Annotated in this window: 15 protein-coding genes and 1 riboswitch; of the genes, 1 reads left to right on the top strand and 14 read right to left on the bottom strand. The window is 37.3% G+C overall.

Features of this window, described 5'->3' with window-relative positions:
• Nucleotides 1–54: 54 nt before the first annotated feature.
• From ABC382_RS17415 to ABC382_RS17365, 11 genes are all read right to left on the bottom strand, one after another.
• A complete protein-coding gene (locus tag ABC382_RS17415) occupies nucleotides 55–1,797 on the bottom strand; it encodes a methyl-accepting chemotaxis protein (RefSeq protein ID WP_274794759.1) in 1,743 nt (580 codons plus the stop codon).
• A gap of 346 nt (nucleotides 1,798–2,143) precedes the next feature.
• Nucleotides 2,144–3,439 (bottom strand): arsenic transporter, encoded by a 1,296-nt coding sequence (locus ABC382_RS17410; RefSeq protein WP_412926991.1) that lies wholly within the window; start codon nucleotides 3,437–3,439, stop codon nucleotides 2,144–2,146.
• A 65-nt stretch (nucleotides 3,440–3,504) separates the two neighbouring features.
• On the bottom strand, nucleotides 3,505–4,224 hold the full coding sequence (locus ABC382_RS17405) for a YebC/PmpR family DNA-binding transcriptional regulator (protein ID WP_412926990.1): 720 nt from the start codon (nucleotides 4,222–4,224) through the stop codon (nucleotides 3,505–3,507).
• A 201-nt stretch (nucleotides 4,225–4,425) separates the two neighbouring features.
• Complete coding sequence (locus tag ABC382_RS17400; protein WP_274794762.1) at nucleotides 4,426–4,887, bottom strand: low molecular weight protein-tyrosine-phosphatase; 462 nt, start codon at nucleotides 4,885–4,887, stop codon at nucleotides 4,426–4,428.
• A 60-nt stretch (nucleotides 4,888–4,947) separates the two neighbouring features.
• Entirely contained in the window at nucleotides 4,948–5,550 is a 603-nt protein-coding gene (locus tag ABC382_RS17395; protein ID WP_274794763.1) for a lysophospholipid acyltransferase family protein, read from the bottom strand.
• 78 nt (nucleotides 5,551–5,628) lie between these two features.
• Nucleotides 5,629–6,462, bottom strand: coding sequence for a putative RNA methyltransferase (locus ABC382_RS17390; RefSeq protein WP_274794764.1), 834 nt, complete (start codon nucleotides 6,460–6,462; stop codon nucleotides 5,629–5,631).
• Between the two features lie 2 nt (nucleotides 6,463–6,464).
• Nucleotides 6,465–7,832, bottom strand: a complete 1,368-nt coding sequence (locus ABC382_RS17385; protein ID WP_407135292.1) for an MATE family efflux transporter — start codon at nucleotides 7,830–7,832, stop codon at nucleotides 6,465–6,467.
• Nucleotides 7,833–7,970: 138 nt separating this feature from the next.
• Nucleotides 7,971–8,738, bottom strand: coding sequence for a tyrosine-protein phosphatase (locus ABC382_RS17380; RefSeq protein ID WP_274794767.1), 768 nt, complete (start codon nucleotides 8,736–8,738; stop codon nucleotides 7,971–7,973).
• Between the two features lie 135 nt (nucleotides 8,739–8,873).
• Nucleotides 8,874–9,824 carry an ABC transporter substrate-binding protein gene (locus ABC382_RS17375; RefSeq protein ID WP_412926982.1) on the bottom strand — a complete coding sequence of 317 codons (951 nt, stop codon included), beginning with the start codon at nucleotides 9,822–9,824 and terminating at the stop codon, nucleotides 8,874–8,876.
• The gene (locus ABC382_RS17370; protein ID WP_274794769.1) at nucleotides 9,808–10,365 is read right to left on the bottom strand and encodes a hypothetical protein; all 558 of its coding nucleotides are present in this window, start codon (nucleotides 10,363–10,365) and stop codon (nucleotides 9,808–9,810) included. The genes ABC382_RS17375 and ABC382_RS17370 overlap by 17 nt, the downstream gene beginning before the upstream one ends.
• Nucleotides 10,366–10,529: 164 nt before the next feature.
• Nucleotides 10,530–10,727: riboswitch (cobalamin riboswitch) on the bottom strand.
• A gap of 93 nt (nucleotides 10,728–10,820) precedes the next feature.
• Complete coding sequence (locus ABC382_RS17365; RefSeq protein WP_274794770.1) at nucleotides 10,821–11,375, bottom strand: hypothetical protein; 555 nt, start codon at nucleotides 11,373–11,375, stop codon at nucleotides 10,821–10,823.
• Between the two features lie 89 nt (nucleotides 11,376–11,464).
• On the opposite strand from ABC382_RS17365, the gene ytvI reads away from it, so the two are divergent.
• Nucleotides 11,465–12,523, top strand: a complete 1,059-nt coding sequence (ytvI, locus tag ABC382_RS17360; protein WP_274794771.1) for a sporulation integral membrane protein YtvI — start codon at nucleotides 11,465–11,467, stop codon at nucleotides 12,521–12,523.
• Between the two features lie 99 nt (nucleotides 12,524–12,622).
• Here the strand turns inward: ytvI and ABC382_RS17355 are convergent, their stop codons facing one another.
• From ABC382_RS17355 to ABC382_RS17345, 3 genes are all read right to left on the bottom strand, one after another.
• Entirely contained in the window at nucleotides 12,623–13,777 is a 1,155-nt protein-coding gene (locus ABC382_RS17355) for a C40 family peptidase (protein WP_274794772.1), read from the bottom strand.
• Between the two features lie 324 nt (nucleotides 13,778–14,101).
• A complete protein-coding gene (locus ABC382_RS17350; protein ID WP_412926981.1) occupies nucleotides 14,102–16,090 on the bottom strand; it encodes an ABC1 kinase family protein in 1,989 nt (662 codons plus the stop codon).
• A 173-nt stretch (nucleotides 16,091–16,263) separates the two neighbouring features.
• Nucleotides 16,264–17,214: a c-type cytochrome gene (locus ABC382_RS17345; protein WP_274794774.1), complete on the bottom strand. Its 951-nt coding sequence runs from the start codon at nucleotides 17,212–17,214 to the stop codon at nucleotides 16,264–16,266.
• Nucleotides 17,215–17,306: the final 92 nt, after the last annotated feature.

The raw sequence follows: 17,306 nt of genomic DNA, 5'->3' as shown, positions 1-17,306 counted from the left end.
TTATTAACGTGGATAAAGTAAAAAGGATGCTTGGTCAACAAGCATCCTGAAACATCATCTCAATATAAAGCGTTTAATGGACTCCTGTAATGCAGATATTTCATCAGTTAGATCATTAGATGATTCACTAACAAGCTGGATTGCTCGTTGTTGCTCATCTACAGACGCAGTGACCTCTTCAGATGCAGCAGCATTCTTTTCACTAATCAAGGCTATGCTTTCGATCGATTGCATCATATCATTCTTAGAGTTATTTAAATATTCTACACCCTCTGTCATATCTCCTATGAAGGCTATTATCTTTTCAACAGCCAATTTAATTTCTTTAAAGGACGTCTCTGTTACTATGACAGAATCATTTTGCTGACGCACAATCACATGTGTCTTCTGCATCTCATTGTTGACTAAGTTTGTTTCACTTTCAATACCCTTTAACGTCGTGCGTACAAGCTCAGTCGCTACAGCTGTTTGATCAGCAAGCTTTCGTACTTCCTCTGCAACAACTGCAAATCCTTTGCCCTGTTCACCAGCTCTAGCTGCTTCTATTGAAGCATTAAGAGCAAGTAGGTTCGTTTGATCTGAAATTTCGGTTATCGTCCCTACAATACCTTCAATTTCACGCACCTTGACAATTAGACTACTAAAAACAGACTGCATGTTCTGAATCAACGTTGAAGACTCATTGGATTTTACTTTCAAGCTATCTATATTAACAAGACCTTCTTCATTTGATTCCTTCATATGCTGGGATGCATCGAGCATTAATTCATTTTTTTCATGTAATCCTTCTATTAGACGCGCAAATTCTATAGCTGTTCGATTTGTATCTTCCGCATCAGATGCTTGCTGGACTGCGCCTTCCGATACTTCATTAATGGCTTTAACAATCTCATCTCCATACGCATTTGTTTCTTCAGCTACTGCTGATAGGTTCGCTGATGTTGATTGAATTTCTACTATCGCTTCCTCTACATCCGAAATAAGCGTTTTGAGCTGATCAACCATTTCATTAAAGCCTGCATTTAACTGTCCAATTTCATCTGAACGCTTTAAATGTTCAATGTCTACAGTTAAATTCCCCTTAGCTACTTCGAGCACACGCTTCGATAATTTTTGTACGGGCAATGCCAGATGTCTAGATACTAAAATAACAACAATGGTCCCTATAATAATGGCACCAATTAATGTTACAGCAATCACTATCAGTAAGGAATGTGCCCCTTGGTTAAAGTCTTGCATATACGTACCAGATGCAATAATCCATCCCCAATACGGATCTTTCTCAGAATAGATAATTTTATCAGCTAAAACATCCTGACCTGGAAGTTCAAACTCATATTCTGTAAAGCCACCACCATCAAGTGCCTTTTCTGTTACTTCTCGAATAAAATAATTACCACTACTATCTTGGTCATTCCATAGATTGTCTCCTTCTCTAGTAGGGTGTGTTGTTAAAGTACCCTTATCATCTAGCACATAAATATAGCCATATTCACCTAAATTACCAGGATAGTTAATTGGTCGCTTCCCTTCACTATCTTTAGGACCAAGTAAAGCTTCTCGTACTCGCTCTTGTGCTACTTCTAAAGGAATATCGCCCTTTTCAACACTCTCATTTGCGAGTTCAATCAATTGCAAAGCCGATTCAACACTATTGTATAGTACTTGCTCTCCAATCTCCTCCATTCCATTTTTCGCCTTACCGTAACTAACCATTCCAATAATCAAACTTGGAATAGTCAATAGTGCTAATGAAATAATAATTAGTTTCCCCTGTATCGAACGTAAAAATCTCATACTTTAGACCCCCCTATTTTCTTCGTTCAAATATATTAATTTATATTATGTTATGGTTTGATAGTTTTCACAATGGGTAAACGACAAATTATTTTCTAATTTCCCTTAATCTGGTTTAATTCTACATTTAATATGAAAAATGACACATTGATGGTAGTACTGTTTAATTTATGTAACAAAATAAAAAACTATTTTTCTACAAGCTCTACGCTCATAGAAAAATAGTTCAAATTAATCAATAGCTTGTATTTAAGAGCTCTTCAGTGCAGACATCCAAGCCTTTTTTATTTGCCTTATAACTTGTCCTTTTAAAGAAATCGAATTGTGCCCTATTTCAATAATAAAACTAAGATATGATACTTATCCAAATAACTAATCCGACTAAAGTAGCGAACAATGTTGGGATTGTAAGAATAATGCCGATTTTAAAATACTGCCCCCAGCTAATTTTAATGCCCTTTTGAGCCAATATATGAAGCCATAATAATGTCGCGAGTGAGCCAATCGGTGTCATTTTTGGTCCTAAATTGGTGCCAATGACATTTGCATAAATTAGACCTTCTTTCATCATACCTGTTGCGCTTGTTTCGGAAATAGCTAAAGCATCAATCATGACAGTGGGTAAATTGTTCATAATCGCTGATAAAATGGCTGCTACAAATCCCATAGTGATAGTGGCTACTATAAAGCCTTGCTGCACAGCTTGGTCTAGCAAACTTGCCAATAACCCCGTCATACCTACATTTTTCAAGCCATAGACAACCACATACATACCAATTGAGAAGAACACAATATTCCACGGAGCCCCTTTTATAACTCTCTTTGTATCAACAAACGTACTGCGTTGTGCTAACCATAAGAAAATTGCCGCAACACCGCATAAAATAAAGGATACAGGGATGTGCAAAACTTCACCAATCACGAACCCCACTAATAGAATAACAATCACATACCAAGCTATTGCAAATAGTTTCGGGTCTCGAATTGCCTGCTTAGGATGCTCAACTGCCTCCAGAGAATAATCTTGTGGAATGGATCGACGAAAAACAATGTACAGGACTACTATACTTGATATTAAAGAAAAGAAGTTAGGTACAACCATATGAATAGCATAATCTATAAAGCCGATCTCAAAGAAATCAGCTGATACGATATTTGTTAAATTACTAATAACAAAGGGTAAGGATGTGGTATCTGCAATAAAACCACTTGCAATGATAAATGGAAAAATCATTTTTTCCGTTAAGTTCAGCTTTCTCACCATTGCTAAAACAATGGGCGTTAATATTAAAGCTGCACCATCATTAGCAAATAAAGCCGATACAATAGCTCCTAAACAGGCAATATAAACGAATAAACGAATCCCGCTCCCCTTAGCAAGCCGTGCCATATGCAGAGCTGCCCATTCGAAAAAACCAATTTCATCTAATATAAGCGAAATTAAAATAATACCGATAAATGAAAGCGTGGCATTCCAAACAATCCCAGTTACCTCTAATACATCTTGCCAGGTGACTACGCCAATTAATAGCGCAATAGCTGCTCCTATACAGGCTGACCAGCCAATTGATAGTTTACGCGGCTGTACAATAACGAAAAATAATGTAACTAAAAATAAAATAATCGCTAAAGTAGTCTGCATATTTTCCTCCCTAATTAAAAACCAGTAGCCTTATAGCTACTGGTTTACTCATTTAGATTAGCGGTTTATTCACCTAAATCTGCATTGTGGAAGACGTTTTGTACATCTTCTAAATCTTCTAAAGCATCTATTAGTTTTTCAAACTTCACTACATCGTCACCAGTTAATGTTACTTCAGTTTGAGGTAGCATAGATAGTTCTGCTACTGTGAACTCTTCAACACCTGCAGCCTTTAATGCTTCTTGTGTAGCAAAGAATTGATCTGGCTCTGCATAAATAATAACTGCTTCATCTTCTTCTAGAATATCACGAGCATCAATATCTGTTTCCATTAAAATTTCTAGTACTTCATCAGCAGTTTTGCCCTCTAAACCAATTACTGCTGTTGAATCGAACATATAAGCTACAGAACCACTGACACCCATATTCCCATTATTTTTACCAAATGCTGCACGAACATCAGATGCTGTACGATTCACATTGTTTGTTAAAGCATCCACGATAATCATTGTGCCTGCTGGTCCAAAGCCTTCATAACGTAATTCGTCAAAGCTTTCATCACCGCCACCTTTTGCTTTATCGATGGCTTTTTCTATAATATGTTTTGGAACACTATATGTTTTAGCACGTTCAAGAACTACCTTAAGTGCACGGTTTGACTCTGGATCTGGTTCGCCTGATTTAGCTGCCACATAAATTTCTCGACCAAATTTGGCATAGACACGGCTTGTGCTTTGATCTTTAGACGCTTTCTTTTCTTTAATGTTATTCCACTTACGACCCATTGTTTCCACTCTCTTTCAAAAGATAATTTTATAAAAATAATAGATACACATTTGCATATCTGAAAATGGTAATTAAATACTTATCGTATCTTTACTCTGCAAATAATAACACAATGATTCTTACAAAGCTAGATATACCAATGTTTAAGCGAACTTTTTCTAAAGCAATAACTGTTAAAATTTGCGCTATTTAGTATCGCCTTACAACAACTCTTGTTTTATTTTTACGAGTAACGCCTGACATCCCTCACGTACTAAATCGTAGGTTTCTTGAAAATCTCCCGTATAGTAAGGATCAGGGACGTCCTTATGATGCTCTGTTAAATCTAAAAAACGAAATATCTTTGGTGAATGGGGATCACCTAACATCGTACGGATATTGCGAATATTACTTTCATCCATACCTATAATGTAAGCAAATTTTTCAACATCAGCTTGTTGCAATTGTCGACCACGCATTCCTGTAGTAGAAATGCCATACTCTTTAAGCTTATCTTGTGTACCACGATGAGGGGGCTCACCAACATGCCACGAACTCGTAGCAGCAGAATCCACTTCAATTTTATCATTCAAATGCTCTTTCTCTATTAAATCACGCATGACAGCTTCTGCCATTGGAGAGCGACAAATATTGCCTAAGCACACGAAAAGTACTCGAATCATTCTACTATCCTCCCACAATAAAACACTCAAAATCAAGTTGATTCTGAGTGCCACTTTATTTTATTTGACTGCAATTCGTTTCTGTAATTCTTCTGTTAAAGCAATCAGTTCATGTTCAAGGTGTTGTGTAAATTGTTCACGACCTTCTTTACCTTTACCTGTTACATAAAACGGCTCACCATAAATTAAATAGCCTTTGCCACGCTTCATTACATCTCCAGCATTGCGTGCACCAACATAAGCAGCAGGAACAATTTGCACCTTTGCCAGCTGTGCAATTGTAATCGCTCCTTGTTTTAAATCAGAGCCTTCTGCATTTCGAGTTCCAGATGGGAAAATCCCCACGATTTTGCCTTCCTTCAATAACTGTGAAGGAATTTTAATCACGCTTGGACCAGGATTATCACGGTCTACCGGAAAGGCATTTAAACGCTCAATAAGCCATCCAAGGCCTTTCATTTCAAATAATTGCTTCTTTGCCATAAAATGAATTTCCCGTGGATACATGGCTACACCAAGGTTTAAAATATCAACATAGCCTGTATGTGTACAAGCTATAATAAACCCACCGTCTTTTGGTAAGTTTTCTTCTCCATATACACGAGCCTTTGAGCCCATTAATTTCAATATTACTTTGACAACATTTGCTGCTAATTTATACACTGTTACATTCCTACCTTATTCAATAGTTATTCCCATTGTAATCGAAAAGACCAGTATACTGCAATTGCCTGCGACCATCTAAACCTTCCCCACTAGTAGATCTACATCGATTGTAATTGCATTTAATATGAGGTCTTTATCCTCTTTTTTATGCCAGCCCATTGGTGTCATTTCTAATAACGCGGGCACAAGATTCTCATCAAGTGGTAGAGTATAGGTAACACGTTCTTTGGTAACCTCATGAAAGCTATCTTGAAAACGTGCAACAATCTGCTCGTTAGAATAGGTTTCTTTGCTTGAATCTGCATATAATTGAGCACGCAGTTCCTGTAAGTATCCGCTTTGTGGCACAACCTTTACAATACAGCCATCAGGCGCAAGAAGCCGTTTAAACTCCTCATAATTGGCAGGTGATAAAATATTTAAAATTGCATCAAAGCTTGCTTTCGCAAACGGGCTTTTCGCCAAATCACCTACACACCAAATTTGTTGTGGATAATGACGAGCTGCAGCCATTATGCCTTCTTTTGCTATATCAATTCCTATACCTATTCCATACTTTTTGGCCTTCATAATTCGAGCTAAATGTGATCCTTCTCCACATCCAGTATCAAGCACTGTTTTTGCAGGCGCTACAATCTCACTGATTTTAGCTTCCACTACATCATAGATTCCGCTATCAATTACAGCCTTGCGGGATTCAAAAAGACTCTTACTATATTTAGAGGAGACGCTATTCGTTAGCATATTGACATAGCCTTGCTTGGCAATATCAAATGAATGGTTGGCAGAACAAACCAACCTCCCTTGCTCATAAACATACATCGATTGCTGACAAACCGGACAAGCAAAAAGATTAATCTGTTGATCCATTAATGCTGCCCCTATTGCACGTTTAGATAATGCACCCATTGCTATGCCTCCTTCTGTTCGTTAGGTGAAACGAGGGCAAATCGCTCCCATTTACGGCTCTTCCATCTAAAGTATACGATAATTGCCCGCAACCATTCATCTGCTGAAATGGCTAGCCAAATTCCAATCAAGCCCCAATCCAGTACAAAGACAAATAAATAACCCAATGGAAGACTCATGCAAACCATTGACAGAAATCCGATTTTCACAGGGAACCTCGCATCCCCTGAAGCACGTAACGAGTTAATGACAACAATATTCATCGTGCGGCCCGTCTCAAGTAAAATACTTAAAGCTAACACGGATGCTCCAATTGCTATAACGTTAGGGTTATCTGTAAAAACATGCATTAGCTGCTTGCGGAAAATCGTGACAAAAGCGACCATTATAATCGTAAAAACAAATGCCGCACGTACGCTAGTCCAAAGCTGATGATAAGCATCGTCCTTTTTCCCTGCACCTACATGACGACCAATAATGATTGCTGTTCCTGTACCAATAGCAATCGCAAATAAATAGGTAAACATTGAAATATTCATGGCGTATTGTCGTGCCGCTAATGTTTCTGCTCCTAAATATGTTGCATAATACAAGAAGATGATTTGACAAAACTGATAAAGAACCTGCTCAAATGCAGACGGTAGGCCAATGTTCAATATTTTTTTTACATATTCCTTAGAATACTCGAAATAATATTGAATCTTTATACGCACTTCCATGACCTGATATAACAACCAGAAAAATACGAGTACCGCTAAACCTCGACTAATAACAGAAGAAATAGCTGCACCTTTAACACCAAGCTCTGGTAAACCTAAATTCCCAAAAATAAGACCATAATTTAAAACCACGTGCAATATATTCATACCAAGTGATACGTACATTGTTTGCTTCGTCCAACCATGTACGCGGATAATTGCAGCTAAAGCATTGATAATAGCCTGAAGGAAAATAAAACTCCCGATGATTGCTAAATAGCTTTGCGCATAGTGGAGTACTTCTCCCTGTAAATTCATCATTGTCATTAAATGACCAGCAAAGAAGAAAAATAGAATACTCATCAAAAGCCCAACGGCCAAATTCATTGTAACAGCTAAAGCTGATATTTTTGCTGCTTCGAAGAACCGTCTTGAACCTAAGTATTGGGAAACTACAATGGATGCACCATTACCAACCACTTCAAGAATCAAGATAGCTATATGGATATATTGATTGGCTGCACCTACTCCTGATACAGCATTATCTGATAAAGCACTGAGCATAAAAGTATCAGCTAGTCCCATTAACATAAATAAAAATACTTCTAAGAAGATAGGCCACGTTAAATGGAATAGACTTAACTTATTTGTCTCTTTAATTGTGTCTGCCAATACTTTCACTTCTCCTATCTTTTTCTTGAAAATCTATTGTATCTTATCACAAATTTTCAGACTGTAAAGAGGTTTATGATAAGACAGCGCTTCCACACAAAAAATCCCCTTCACATAGCTTTGTGAAAGGGCTTTTCCTTACGTCAAACAGTAAGACTGTAATTGCTTACGTTTTTCAGCTGTTAGTCCAAATTCCTGTTCCATAAAGGCAGTCTTTGAGCCATAGAGATCATCCATAGCATCCAATGCTGCTTGTAAATAATCTTCACGAGCAGACATCAATGCATAAAATTGCTGTAATTCTTGTTCATTATACTGATGCTGAATAGCTTGAGCCATTTTTTCCACCATGGGTTGTAAGTGTATATTAGTGTCTAGGTAGTCTTCCATGATTGTTTCCTCTGGTACATCTAAAGCTAGTAAAATCAGGGCGCCTCCTATACCTGTTCTATCTTTTCCAACTGCACAATGGTGAACAAGACCTAAATTATCAGGATTTTGAATGGTTTTCATTAGCTCCTTAAATGAGGGATTATTAAAAGGCATTTGCGCATAAAAATTTCGGAACATTTCGGGGCTTACTACTTTATAAAAATCTTTACCACCAGCATTTGTGGGCATTTCAAAAGCGTGATTACCCTTTGCTGGTATTTGAATATATCGAGCATGTGAGAACACGGGGTTAGGATTATGCTGTGCTTCCTTGTTGTCACGGTAATCAAAAATAGTTTTAATACCTAACATTTCAAATCGCTCTTTATCTGCTGATGTCATTTTACCAAGTGCTGCAGAGCGGTAGAATAAACCCTTCTTTACAATACGTCCATCCCTTGTCTTATATCCCCCCATATCTCGGAAATTATAGACTGCCTCAAACGGAATAACCTGTGTATCTAACTGTTCCATTCACTACCCTCCCTAAATTATTAAGCATTCTTACCTTTATTCTATAGAACAAATTAAATTAATTCCAATTTTCACGCTAGGTAATAACTAACCATATAAAAATGGCTAGCCGTTAGATCAGCTAGCCTTGAATTGTTATTTAAATAACTCTGGATACACAGCTTTAGCTACTAATTCTACTGCTTCTCCAATACGTGGACCAGGACGATTAGAGATATCAGTATCAAGAGACTGTACAGCTTTATCTTGAATAGCTTTCACAGTATTCCAACCATCACGTGTCAAAATTTCCCCTATAGGATCTTCTGTATAGTTTACTGTTGTTAATATAACCTCTGGATTTTTCGCAATAACCTCTTCCTCAGACACTTGCGCCCAATTGTCTAAATCAGCAAAGACATTCTTAACATTGGCTGCATTTAATATTTCTTGCTGGAAAGTTCCAGCGCCTGCCGTATAAATATCTGGCTTAGGACTAATCTCTAAATAAACATTTTTCGGTGCTTTTACTTCTTTCACCTTTGTTTGTACTTCAGTAATTTTCGCTTTAATCTGTTCGTTTAATTCATTTCCTTTATCTTCAACACCCATTACAGCAGCTAGTTGTTCAATATCCCCATAAACATCATCAAATGATGTGGCAGATTCAATAACAAATACTTTCAGTCCCGCATCTTCTAATGGTTTCAATGCATCCTTAGTGCCAATTGTGTAAGCAATGACCACATCTGGCTTTAAGGCTATAATGCGTTCACTATCGAAATTCTGAGAATCAGATACTCGTTCGATTTTTTGTGCTGCTTCTGGATATGTGTCATACTCTGTTGCTCCTACGATTTTCTCACCAACACCTAGTGCAAATAAAATCTCCGTATTACTTGGTTGTAAGGAAACAATAGTTTTTGGTACTTCTTTAAATTCTACTTCTACACCACGATCATCTGTTACTTTGTAGGTTGTTTGTTCAGTTTGTTGCGTATCCTGTGAAGCCTCTTTATTTTTTGTATCTTCTGAGGTACCACAACCTGCTAAAACTAATATTAGTACTAGCACTGATAGCCATTGGAAATTAAATACTTTCTTCATTCTTACTCTCCCTTTTCTTTTTCATTGGATAGGATTTACTAATAAACGGTATTTCAGCTATACCTGCTTGGTGATTCATATAGACTGCCATGACAAAGCATACATTTGCTAACAAGCCTAAGTAGTCAAAAAGGATAGCTGGTACCTCTCGTTCCTCTGAAACCTTATGTAATGTACGATATGATTTTTTGGCTTCACTGCGGCAAAGATGTAAAGCAGCAGCAGCCTCTGTGCCCTGAGGTAAAACAAAACTTTGTATTTCTTCCTTCACATGACGAACATAAAAGTCATAGCGTTCGCTTAACCAAGAAAGATCTTCTTCTGTTACTGCTAGCTTTCCTCGGACTGAACCATTGACATGGTAAGCCATAGGTAATATAAGCAGCAAATCATCTACGACAACTTGTACATCCTCCTTTTTTACTGCAGCTAATGCAACCCCTAGATGTGTTGTGAGACTATCTGTTCGAATCTCATAATCAACCGTTGAAGCCTTCTCACGCATAAACGGATAACAAGAATAACGTGCATCCTTTTTCACTTGATGTACCCCCTTCCCATTTTGATAAATTCTTACATGAACGATAGCATAAAAAAACGCCGCTCCTTTAAGCAAAGGAACGACGAAAATAACATAATGATTGCCAATTACTATGACATTACCTATGTAATTTACCGTATATCCTCCTAGCTTCCGAAGAGTTGTTATACGTTCAAATAAAGGTCGGTCTCCTGGCTTGTACAGTTCATTAATGAATTTTAATGAGCTATAAAGAACCTTCCCATCTCCTTGGAGACAGTGGTATATCTTTATAATGGCTGTACTTACAGTTGCGGAAACAGCTTCGGTTTTTCACCGAATTCCCGATAGTGCTAGTTAGCACCTTTATTCTGCAAGAATATTTCATTTGTAAAGCAGTTTACCATATATTAATAGGAAAAAACAGTTGTACTCCAAATAGAAACTTTACATCTGTACAAAAAAACACCATCTCGCTACTTTGAACGGATGGCTGCCTTATATTTCTTTTTGTGTTTAACTTCGTGCTCTTCATCAATTAAGCGGTGTGCAATAGCTATTAATTTAGAGTCATTCGTTTGATCATAAAGCTTTTTAAAAGAAATAATAATATCATAGCGAATAAGAGAGGGATGCTTTTCATCCAAACATGTTTGAAATCTCTTAGCTAGATACGAGACAACTAAGTCTCTTTGTACTTGACCTGCTAATCCAATTTTCCAAATAGCTTGTAACGCGTTCCTCGCCGTGGCAAATCGCTCATCATACGTCACAGCCCAAATTTTCAAAAAATCCTCCAATACCCTTTCTTCTGGATCACTTTTTGCGGCTAAGGCACATAAAATTTGTGCAGCACGTGCACGAGCATGTCCATCTTTGTATGTAAGTGCTTGTACAAGCTGTTCCCATACTGCATATGTCCAATCTACGGGCTCCTGCATAATTTTCATTAGTTCCTCGTAAGATTCATATTGAATATCGTGGTCACGCTCTGTTAGATTACTAAAAAGTTGCAAAATCTCTTTTTCCATAATTTATCCCTACCTTTATTGATTCAGAACGTAATAAAATTTGATTTATGGTACACTTAACTTAATTTTTTCGCAAAGAAGGTGAGTTTATGAATAAATTTAATGCTAGGAAATTGATTTTTCGAGTAATTGTGATTCTATCCTTACTTGTAGCTGCCTATTTTATTATCCCTGTGTCCATGCCTTTACTATTTGCAGGTATAAGTGCATTTTTCTTAGAACCAATCGTCATGTTCTTTAAAAGGCGATGGAAGATGTCACGGAAAATAGCAGTTGCTTTTATATACATAGTGAGTGTTATGGTTATATCTATTATTTGCTATCTGTCCATTACACAAATCATGTCGCAAATAATTTTACTATCTAAGCAAGCTCCCTATTATATTTCCAAGCTATCAGATATGTGGCTCCATATGCAAGAAAATATCTCTAAATATACAGAAGACTTTCCACCAGAAGTAAGTGCTTCACTTCAAAAAACCACAATGGATTTCATAAAAAAAGTTGAAGAATTCTTTTTAAGCTTCTTTAATTATAGCAAAGTTTCAGCCTTCTTTTCAGAAATTCCAAGCCTATTTATCAGTCTTCTCGTTTATATGATTGCTCTATTCCTATTTATGCTTGATTTGCCTAAATTAAAGCAAATCACTTATAAATATTTAAAGCCCAACACTGCAAAGAAAATAAAGATTATCCTTAATCGTCTAAAGGATGCAACTTTCGGTTATATGAAGGCACACTTATTTGTAAGCTTTATTATTGGAGGCGTCACACTTATTGGACTTCTATTAATCCAGCCCAAATATGCCATAACAATGACGATTATTATTTGGTTAATAGATATTGTCCCTTTCCTAGGCTCTATCATTATTTTAGCTCCATGGGGACTTTATCATTTACTGATGGGTAACACAGCTATTGCTGTAAAATTATTCATCTTAGCTGCTATTTTACTTATTATTCGTCGAGTAGTCGAGCCTAAATTAATGGGAGACCATATCGGTTTATCTACATTGCCAACATTAATCGCCATGTTCATTGGTCTTCAGTTATTTGGTATTATCGGTTTACTTGTCGGTCCCTTTGTTATAATTTTCTTTATTGCATTGAAAGAGACAGGTGTCATTAAGTTAAACTTTAAAATTTAAAAATTTTTAAGCTAAATAAAAAAAGGTCATCTTTGTATTTTTTCTCTACAAAGATGACCTTTTTCTCATGTCAATCGTCTATTAGATAAAGAGGCTTGCTTATTGAATACGACCGAAGCCTACTAAGTATTGATTCCACCAATCAAGTGATTCAATTACGACACCGTTGTTTTGAGCATCGATCATTGTGTTGTTACCTAAGTAAATACCTACGTGCGCTACCCCAGACCCGTAGCTGAAGAATACTAAGTCACCAACTCGTGCTTCACTTGCTGAAATACGCTGTGTTGCTAAATATTGTTGTGATGCTGTACGAGGTAAAGAAACACCTGCTTGTTTGTAAGACCATTGTACAAGACCTGAGCAGTCAAAGCCTGTTGATGGGTTGCTACCACCCCAAACATAAGGACGACCTAGGAATTGCTTAGCAGTTGAAATAGCATCTCCTGATGATGCTGTACCAGCTCCAGAGCCAACAATAATTTTTTGTGGTTGACCACCACCAGTATTTTGAGTTGCTTGTACTACTGGCGTTGCTGCTTGAAGAGCACGTAAACGAGCTGCTTCTTCTTCAGCTGCTTTACGCTCCGCTTCTAAACGTTCTTCTTCTTGTTTCGTTGCAATTTGAGCTTTTAATGCAAGTGATTTCGCTTCGTTTTCAGCCTTTTTCACTTCCATTTCGCTTTCCTTTTGTTGAAGCTCTTGGAATTGTTTTTGAAGCTCTTTCTGCTTTTCATCTAATGTAGCTTTTTGTTGCACTAAGCTTGCTTTATCTGCTTCCTGTTGATCCACTAATTCTTGGTCAGCATCCATTAATGTTTTAACCGCTACGACACGGTCCATTAAATCTGCAAAGCTTTTTGCTTCAAGAACGACATTTAAATAAACGCCTACAGTGTTATCTTGTGCTTGATATGCAGCCATACGCTCACTTAAGATTTTAGAGCGTTGTTCAATACGTTTTTGTGTTTCAACAATACTAGCATCTACTTCTTTAATTTCAGCTTGTACTTGTTTAAATACTTTAACTTTTGCGTCGATCTCTTGTTGTAGCTTTGTTAATTCTTGCTCTAATTTCTTCACTTGTTTATCTATTTCAGCCTTTTTCTCGATCATTTGTTGAGAAGTTTCTTCGGCATGTACTTCTGTTGGTTGAATTGTATTAAATAATAAGCCGCCTGCTAGTGCCAATGCTAGCACCATCGACTTACGCCATTTATTGCGCTTTCCCACGTTACCTTCATTTCCCTTCATCTATCAATTTCGCTCTCGATATCCTATGTAATCACTTGAACGATTTCTATTTTAATTAATTGTTCTTATATTTATATTAGCCTTTTAAAGTTTAGCATTTCCGGCATAACTTTTATACTATTTCTCATCTATTTAATACATTAGTAAAACTCGAAATATTTCTGTAACATTAGATATAATGCGTATTTATTCTACAAATAACCAATTTAATCTACATAGCGATAAAAATAGCTTATTCGACATTAGACCTACGCATCGTTTTGTAATGTTTTTGTAATATTTCTCTACAATGTTTCAAAAAAAGATAGGGAAAAGATTCCCTATCTACTGTTTCATTGATCTTAGAGCTTGTATCGATAATCTTACTAATAAAATGGCACATAAAAATAAACCTAAATAGGCGGCAGTATTTAAGTAAACCGCATAAGAATCATGAATCAATTGCGAGATAGCTAAAAGCGCCACGGATATAATGCCAAAGGTGATCCCTACTAAAAGCAGCACAAAGCGAGAAAACAAATGTGTAATAAAACGAGCATTATGTTCATCTGAAAAAACATCATGATGTAAAATAATCTTCCCGCTTTCAACGCGTTGAATTAGCTGATCTACTCTTCTTGGCATTTTACGTAAAGTAGGTATAAGCATGGACAGTTCTTCCTGAAGTCGCTCTTTAGTAGCCATTGGTTCTTTAAATGGCTTTAAGAAAGAGGCACGCATATATGTAGCAGAAAAATCCTTTGCCTCGGTAAAAATATCAAAACGGGAATCAATTACTCGTAAAGTGCCATCCAGTGTCACTAAGGAACGAAGAGCCAACCCTACTGCAGGATAGAACGCTAAACCAAAGTCCCTTACTACTGTAAATAATGCATGAATTAATTCTTCAGTCGGTATACGATCAACATAGGAGATTTTTAGTAAAATTTGATCAATTGCTTGCTCCATCCTTGCACGGTCTGCGTGATCAGCATTTTCCACTAATAATGTTAAGCCATCATATAAAACGCTTGAATCATTAAGCTGAATGCCCATCAAGAATAGCTTCAAACCCTCCTGCTGTGTAGCGCCTAATCGCCCAACTGCACCAAAATCAAGCAGAACTGGTGTGCCATCTGTTTCATCGATGTGGATATTTCCTGGATGCGGGTCTGCATGGAAAATTCCAGAGAATAACATTTGTTCAAAAAATGAATATAATACTGTTCTTGCGAATTGCCTACGATCGATAGACAACCGTTTGAATTCAGCTGCCCCATCTGCTACGCTTTGCCCTCGAATATATTCCATCACAATGACATTCTCATTACTGTAGGCTGTGTATATTTTAGGTATTCGAACTTTATAGTCACTTTTCGCTAGAGCATTTTTGACCTGTAAAGTATTACGGACCTCAATATCTAAATGAATCTCCTCACGTAATCCATCCGCAAATCCACCAGCTAGCTCCCGAAAGCCTAATGACTCTGCCCAAGTTGATTTTGTTGAAAGCCAGTTGGCAAACTCCTCTAAAATTTCAAGATCATCACGCATGATTCCTTTTACTTCTGGACGCAAAAGCTTAACTACAACATCTTCATAATTTTTAAGTCGCGCCTTATGCACCTGACCAATAGAGGCAGCCGCAATGGGTTCCATTTGAAAATGGCTAAATATTTCATTCATTGGTTGTGGAAGTGAGCCTTCTAAAATTTGTGTAACTTGCTCCTCTGGTAAAGGCTTCACACGGTGCTGAAGTCTTTCTAGCTCATCTATAAAAATGGGCGAAAATAATTCCTTCCTCGTTGACAGTACTTGTCCAAATTTAATGAAAATCCCACCACATTGCTCTAATGTTGCTCTTAAGGCAATGGCAAGCTCTTTTTCATTTTCACGTTGCCTAGCATATTTAATCGTTTGCACAACACCGTTTGTGACAGCAATTTTTAGTACTTGCCTTAAACGTTTCTGTTGTCGCCAATAGCTACGCAGTCGAAATAACATGGATTTTTGGCCGTTTCGCCGGTCTCCTGTTGCTATACCACTTGGATCAAACAGTTCAAAAACTAAATAGAGTAACATAGAAATGAGTAGCATACTCCCAATCCAAATGAGCGTACTGACTTCTGTCACCGTTTGCATCATCGTTTCTGATAAAAAATCCGTATGGCGCAAATAAGAATACCAGTAAACAAAAGAGGTTAATGTCACACTAATAACAACCGATAGCACTCTACGAACAAAATTGATATTGGAGCCAATTAATCGTCCACTAACAATGTAAATCAAACCAGATACTATGATAATTTGGATCAAAAACTTCAAAAAAATCAACAGTGTCACCTCCTGCACCATTTCCATCTCTTACTACCGCTAGTATAGCAAATTTATGTACTAACTTTCTTTTACAAGGATCATAACTAATATTTTGTTATCTAAAATTGCCCATGAGCCGCTTAACTTAACAAATAGGAAAGGGACGCTGTCAGCCAGCATCCCTTCATTCATTAGTTAGTAGAAAGCACTTTTTCCCAATCAATTGTGCCATTTTTAATTTGTTCTCGTTTTTCTTTATTCATAATGTCATTTGGGCGCCCGCCTTTTGGCCAGTCTTTATCGTGGTTTGCCCATTCTGGTCGATCCTGCGATAAAATAAAAGCGGCTAAATCAGCAGCATCCTGATCTGTTAAAGTACCTGCTGCTCCGACTGGCATATTGTTTTGAATATAACCAGCCATTTTTGATATCCGCGCCATCCCTGCTCCATCATTGAAGGAATTATCTCCCCATAATGCAGGACCTGTATTTGCACCCGTACCAGAACCATCAGCAGCATGACAAGCTATACAGGACTGTCCATAAAGCTCCTCACCATTTGCAACATCTGGAATCGGAACATTCTTCATATCACTTGTACCAGCCCATTCACGTTTTGCTCCTATTGGTACACCTTCAGAAATATAAGCAAAATACGCTACCATGGCCTCCAATTCATCACTATTCATTTCAAATTTTTTACCATTCATACTACGAACCATACAGCCATTAATACGCTCTTCTATCGTCACAACATCACCAGAGCGTCCAATATATTGTGGATAATTTGCCATGACCCCTACTAACGACGATGCTTGCTCATCATAGCCTGCTCCTGCATGACAGCTTGTGCAAGATAATTGATTCCCCACATATTCATCTGCTGCAACATGTGTGTTATTCACTAGCTCATAGCCGTATAATATCGCCTCTTTCATAGGTCCATCCGGCACCTCTTCAATACTTGGTGGAGCATAGACCAACGACTGAGCAGCTGCTGTTGTTGGTATTTGTGTCTGCACTGTCTTTTCATCCTTGCCAGCATTTGACTCTACTGAAATTTTGTCGCTGACAATTGTTCCAACAAAGATTGAGCCTGCTAACAGTACTGTCCCTGCTACTCCTGCTACTATAGGTTTCATCTATAATACCCCCCTTTGTATCTTCCTTTTCATTTTAGCAACATAGCAATTATTTGGATGTGATTTTTCTCACACATACCTAAAACAGAACC

It is taken from the genome of Lysinibacillus phoenicis, from assembly GCF_047238325.1.
Classification (GTDB): Bacteria; Bacillota; Bacilli; order Bacillales_A; family Planococcaceae; genus Lysinibacillus; species Lysinibacillus irui.
This window is presented reverse-complemented; position numbering and strand designations above follow the sequence as displayed.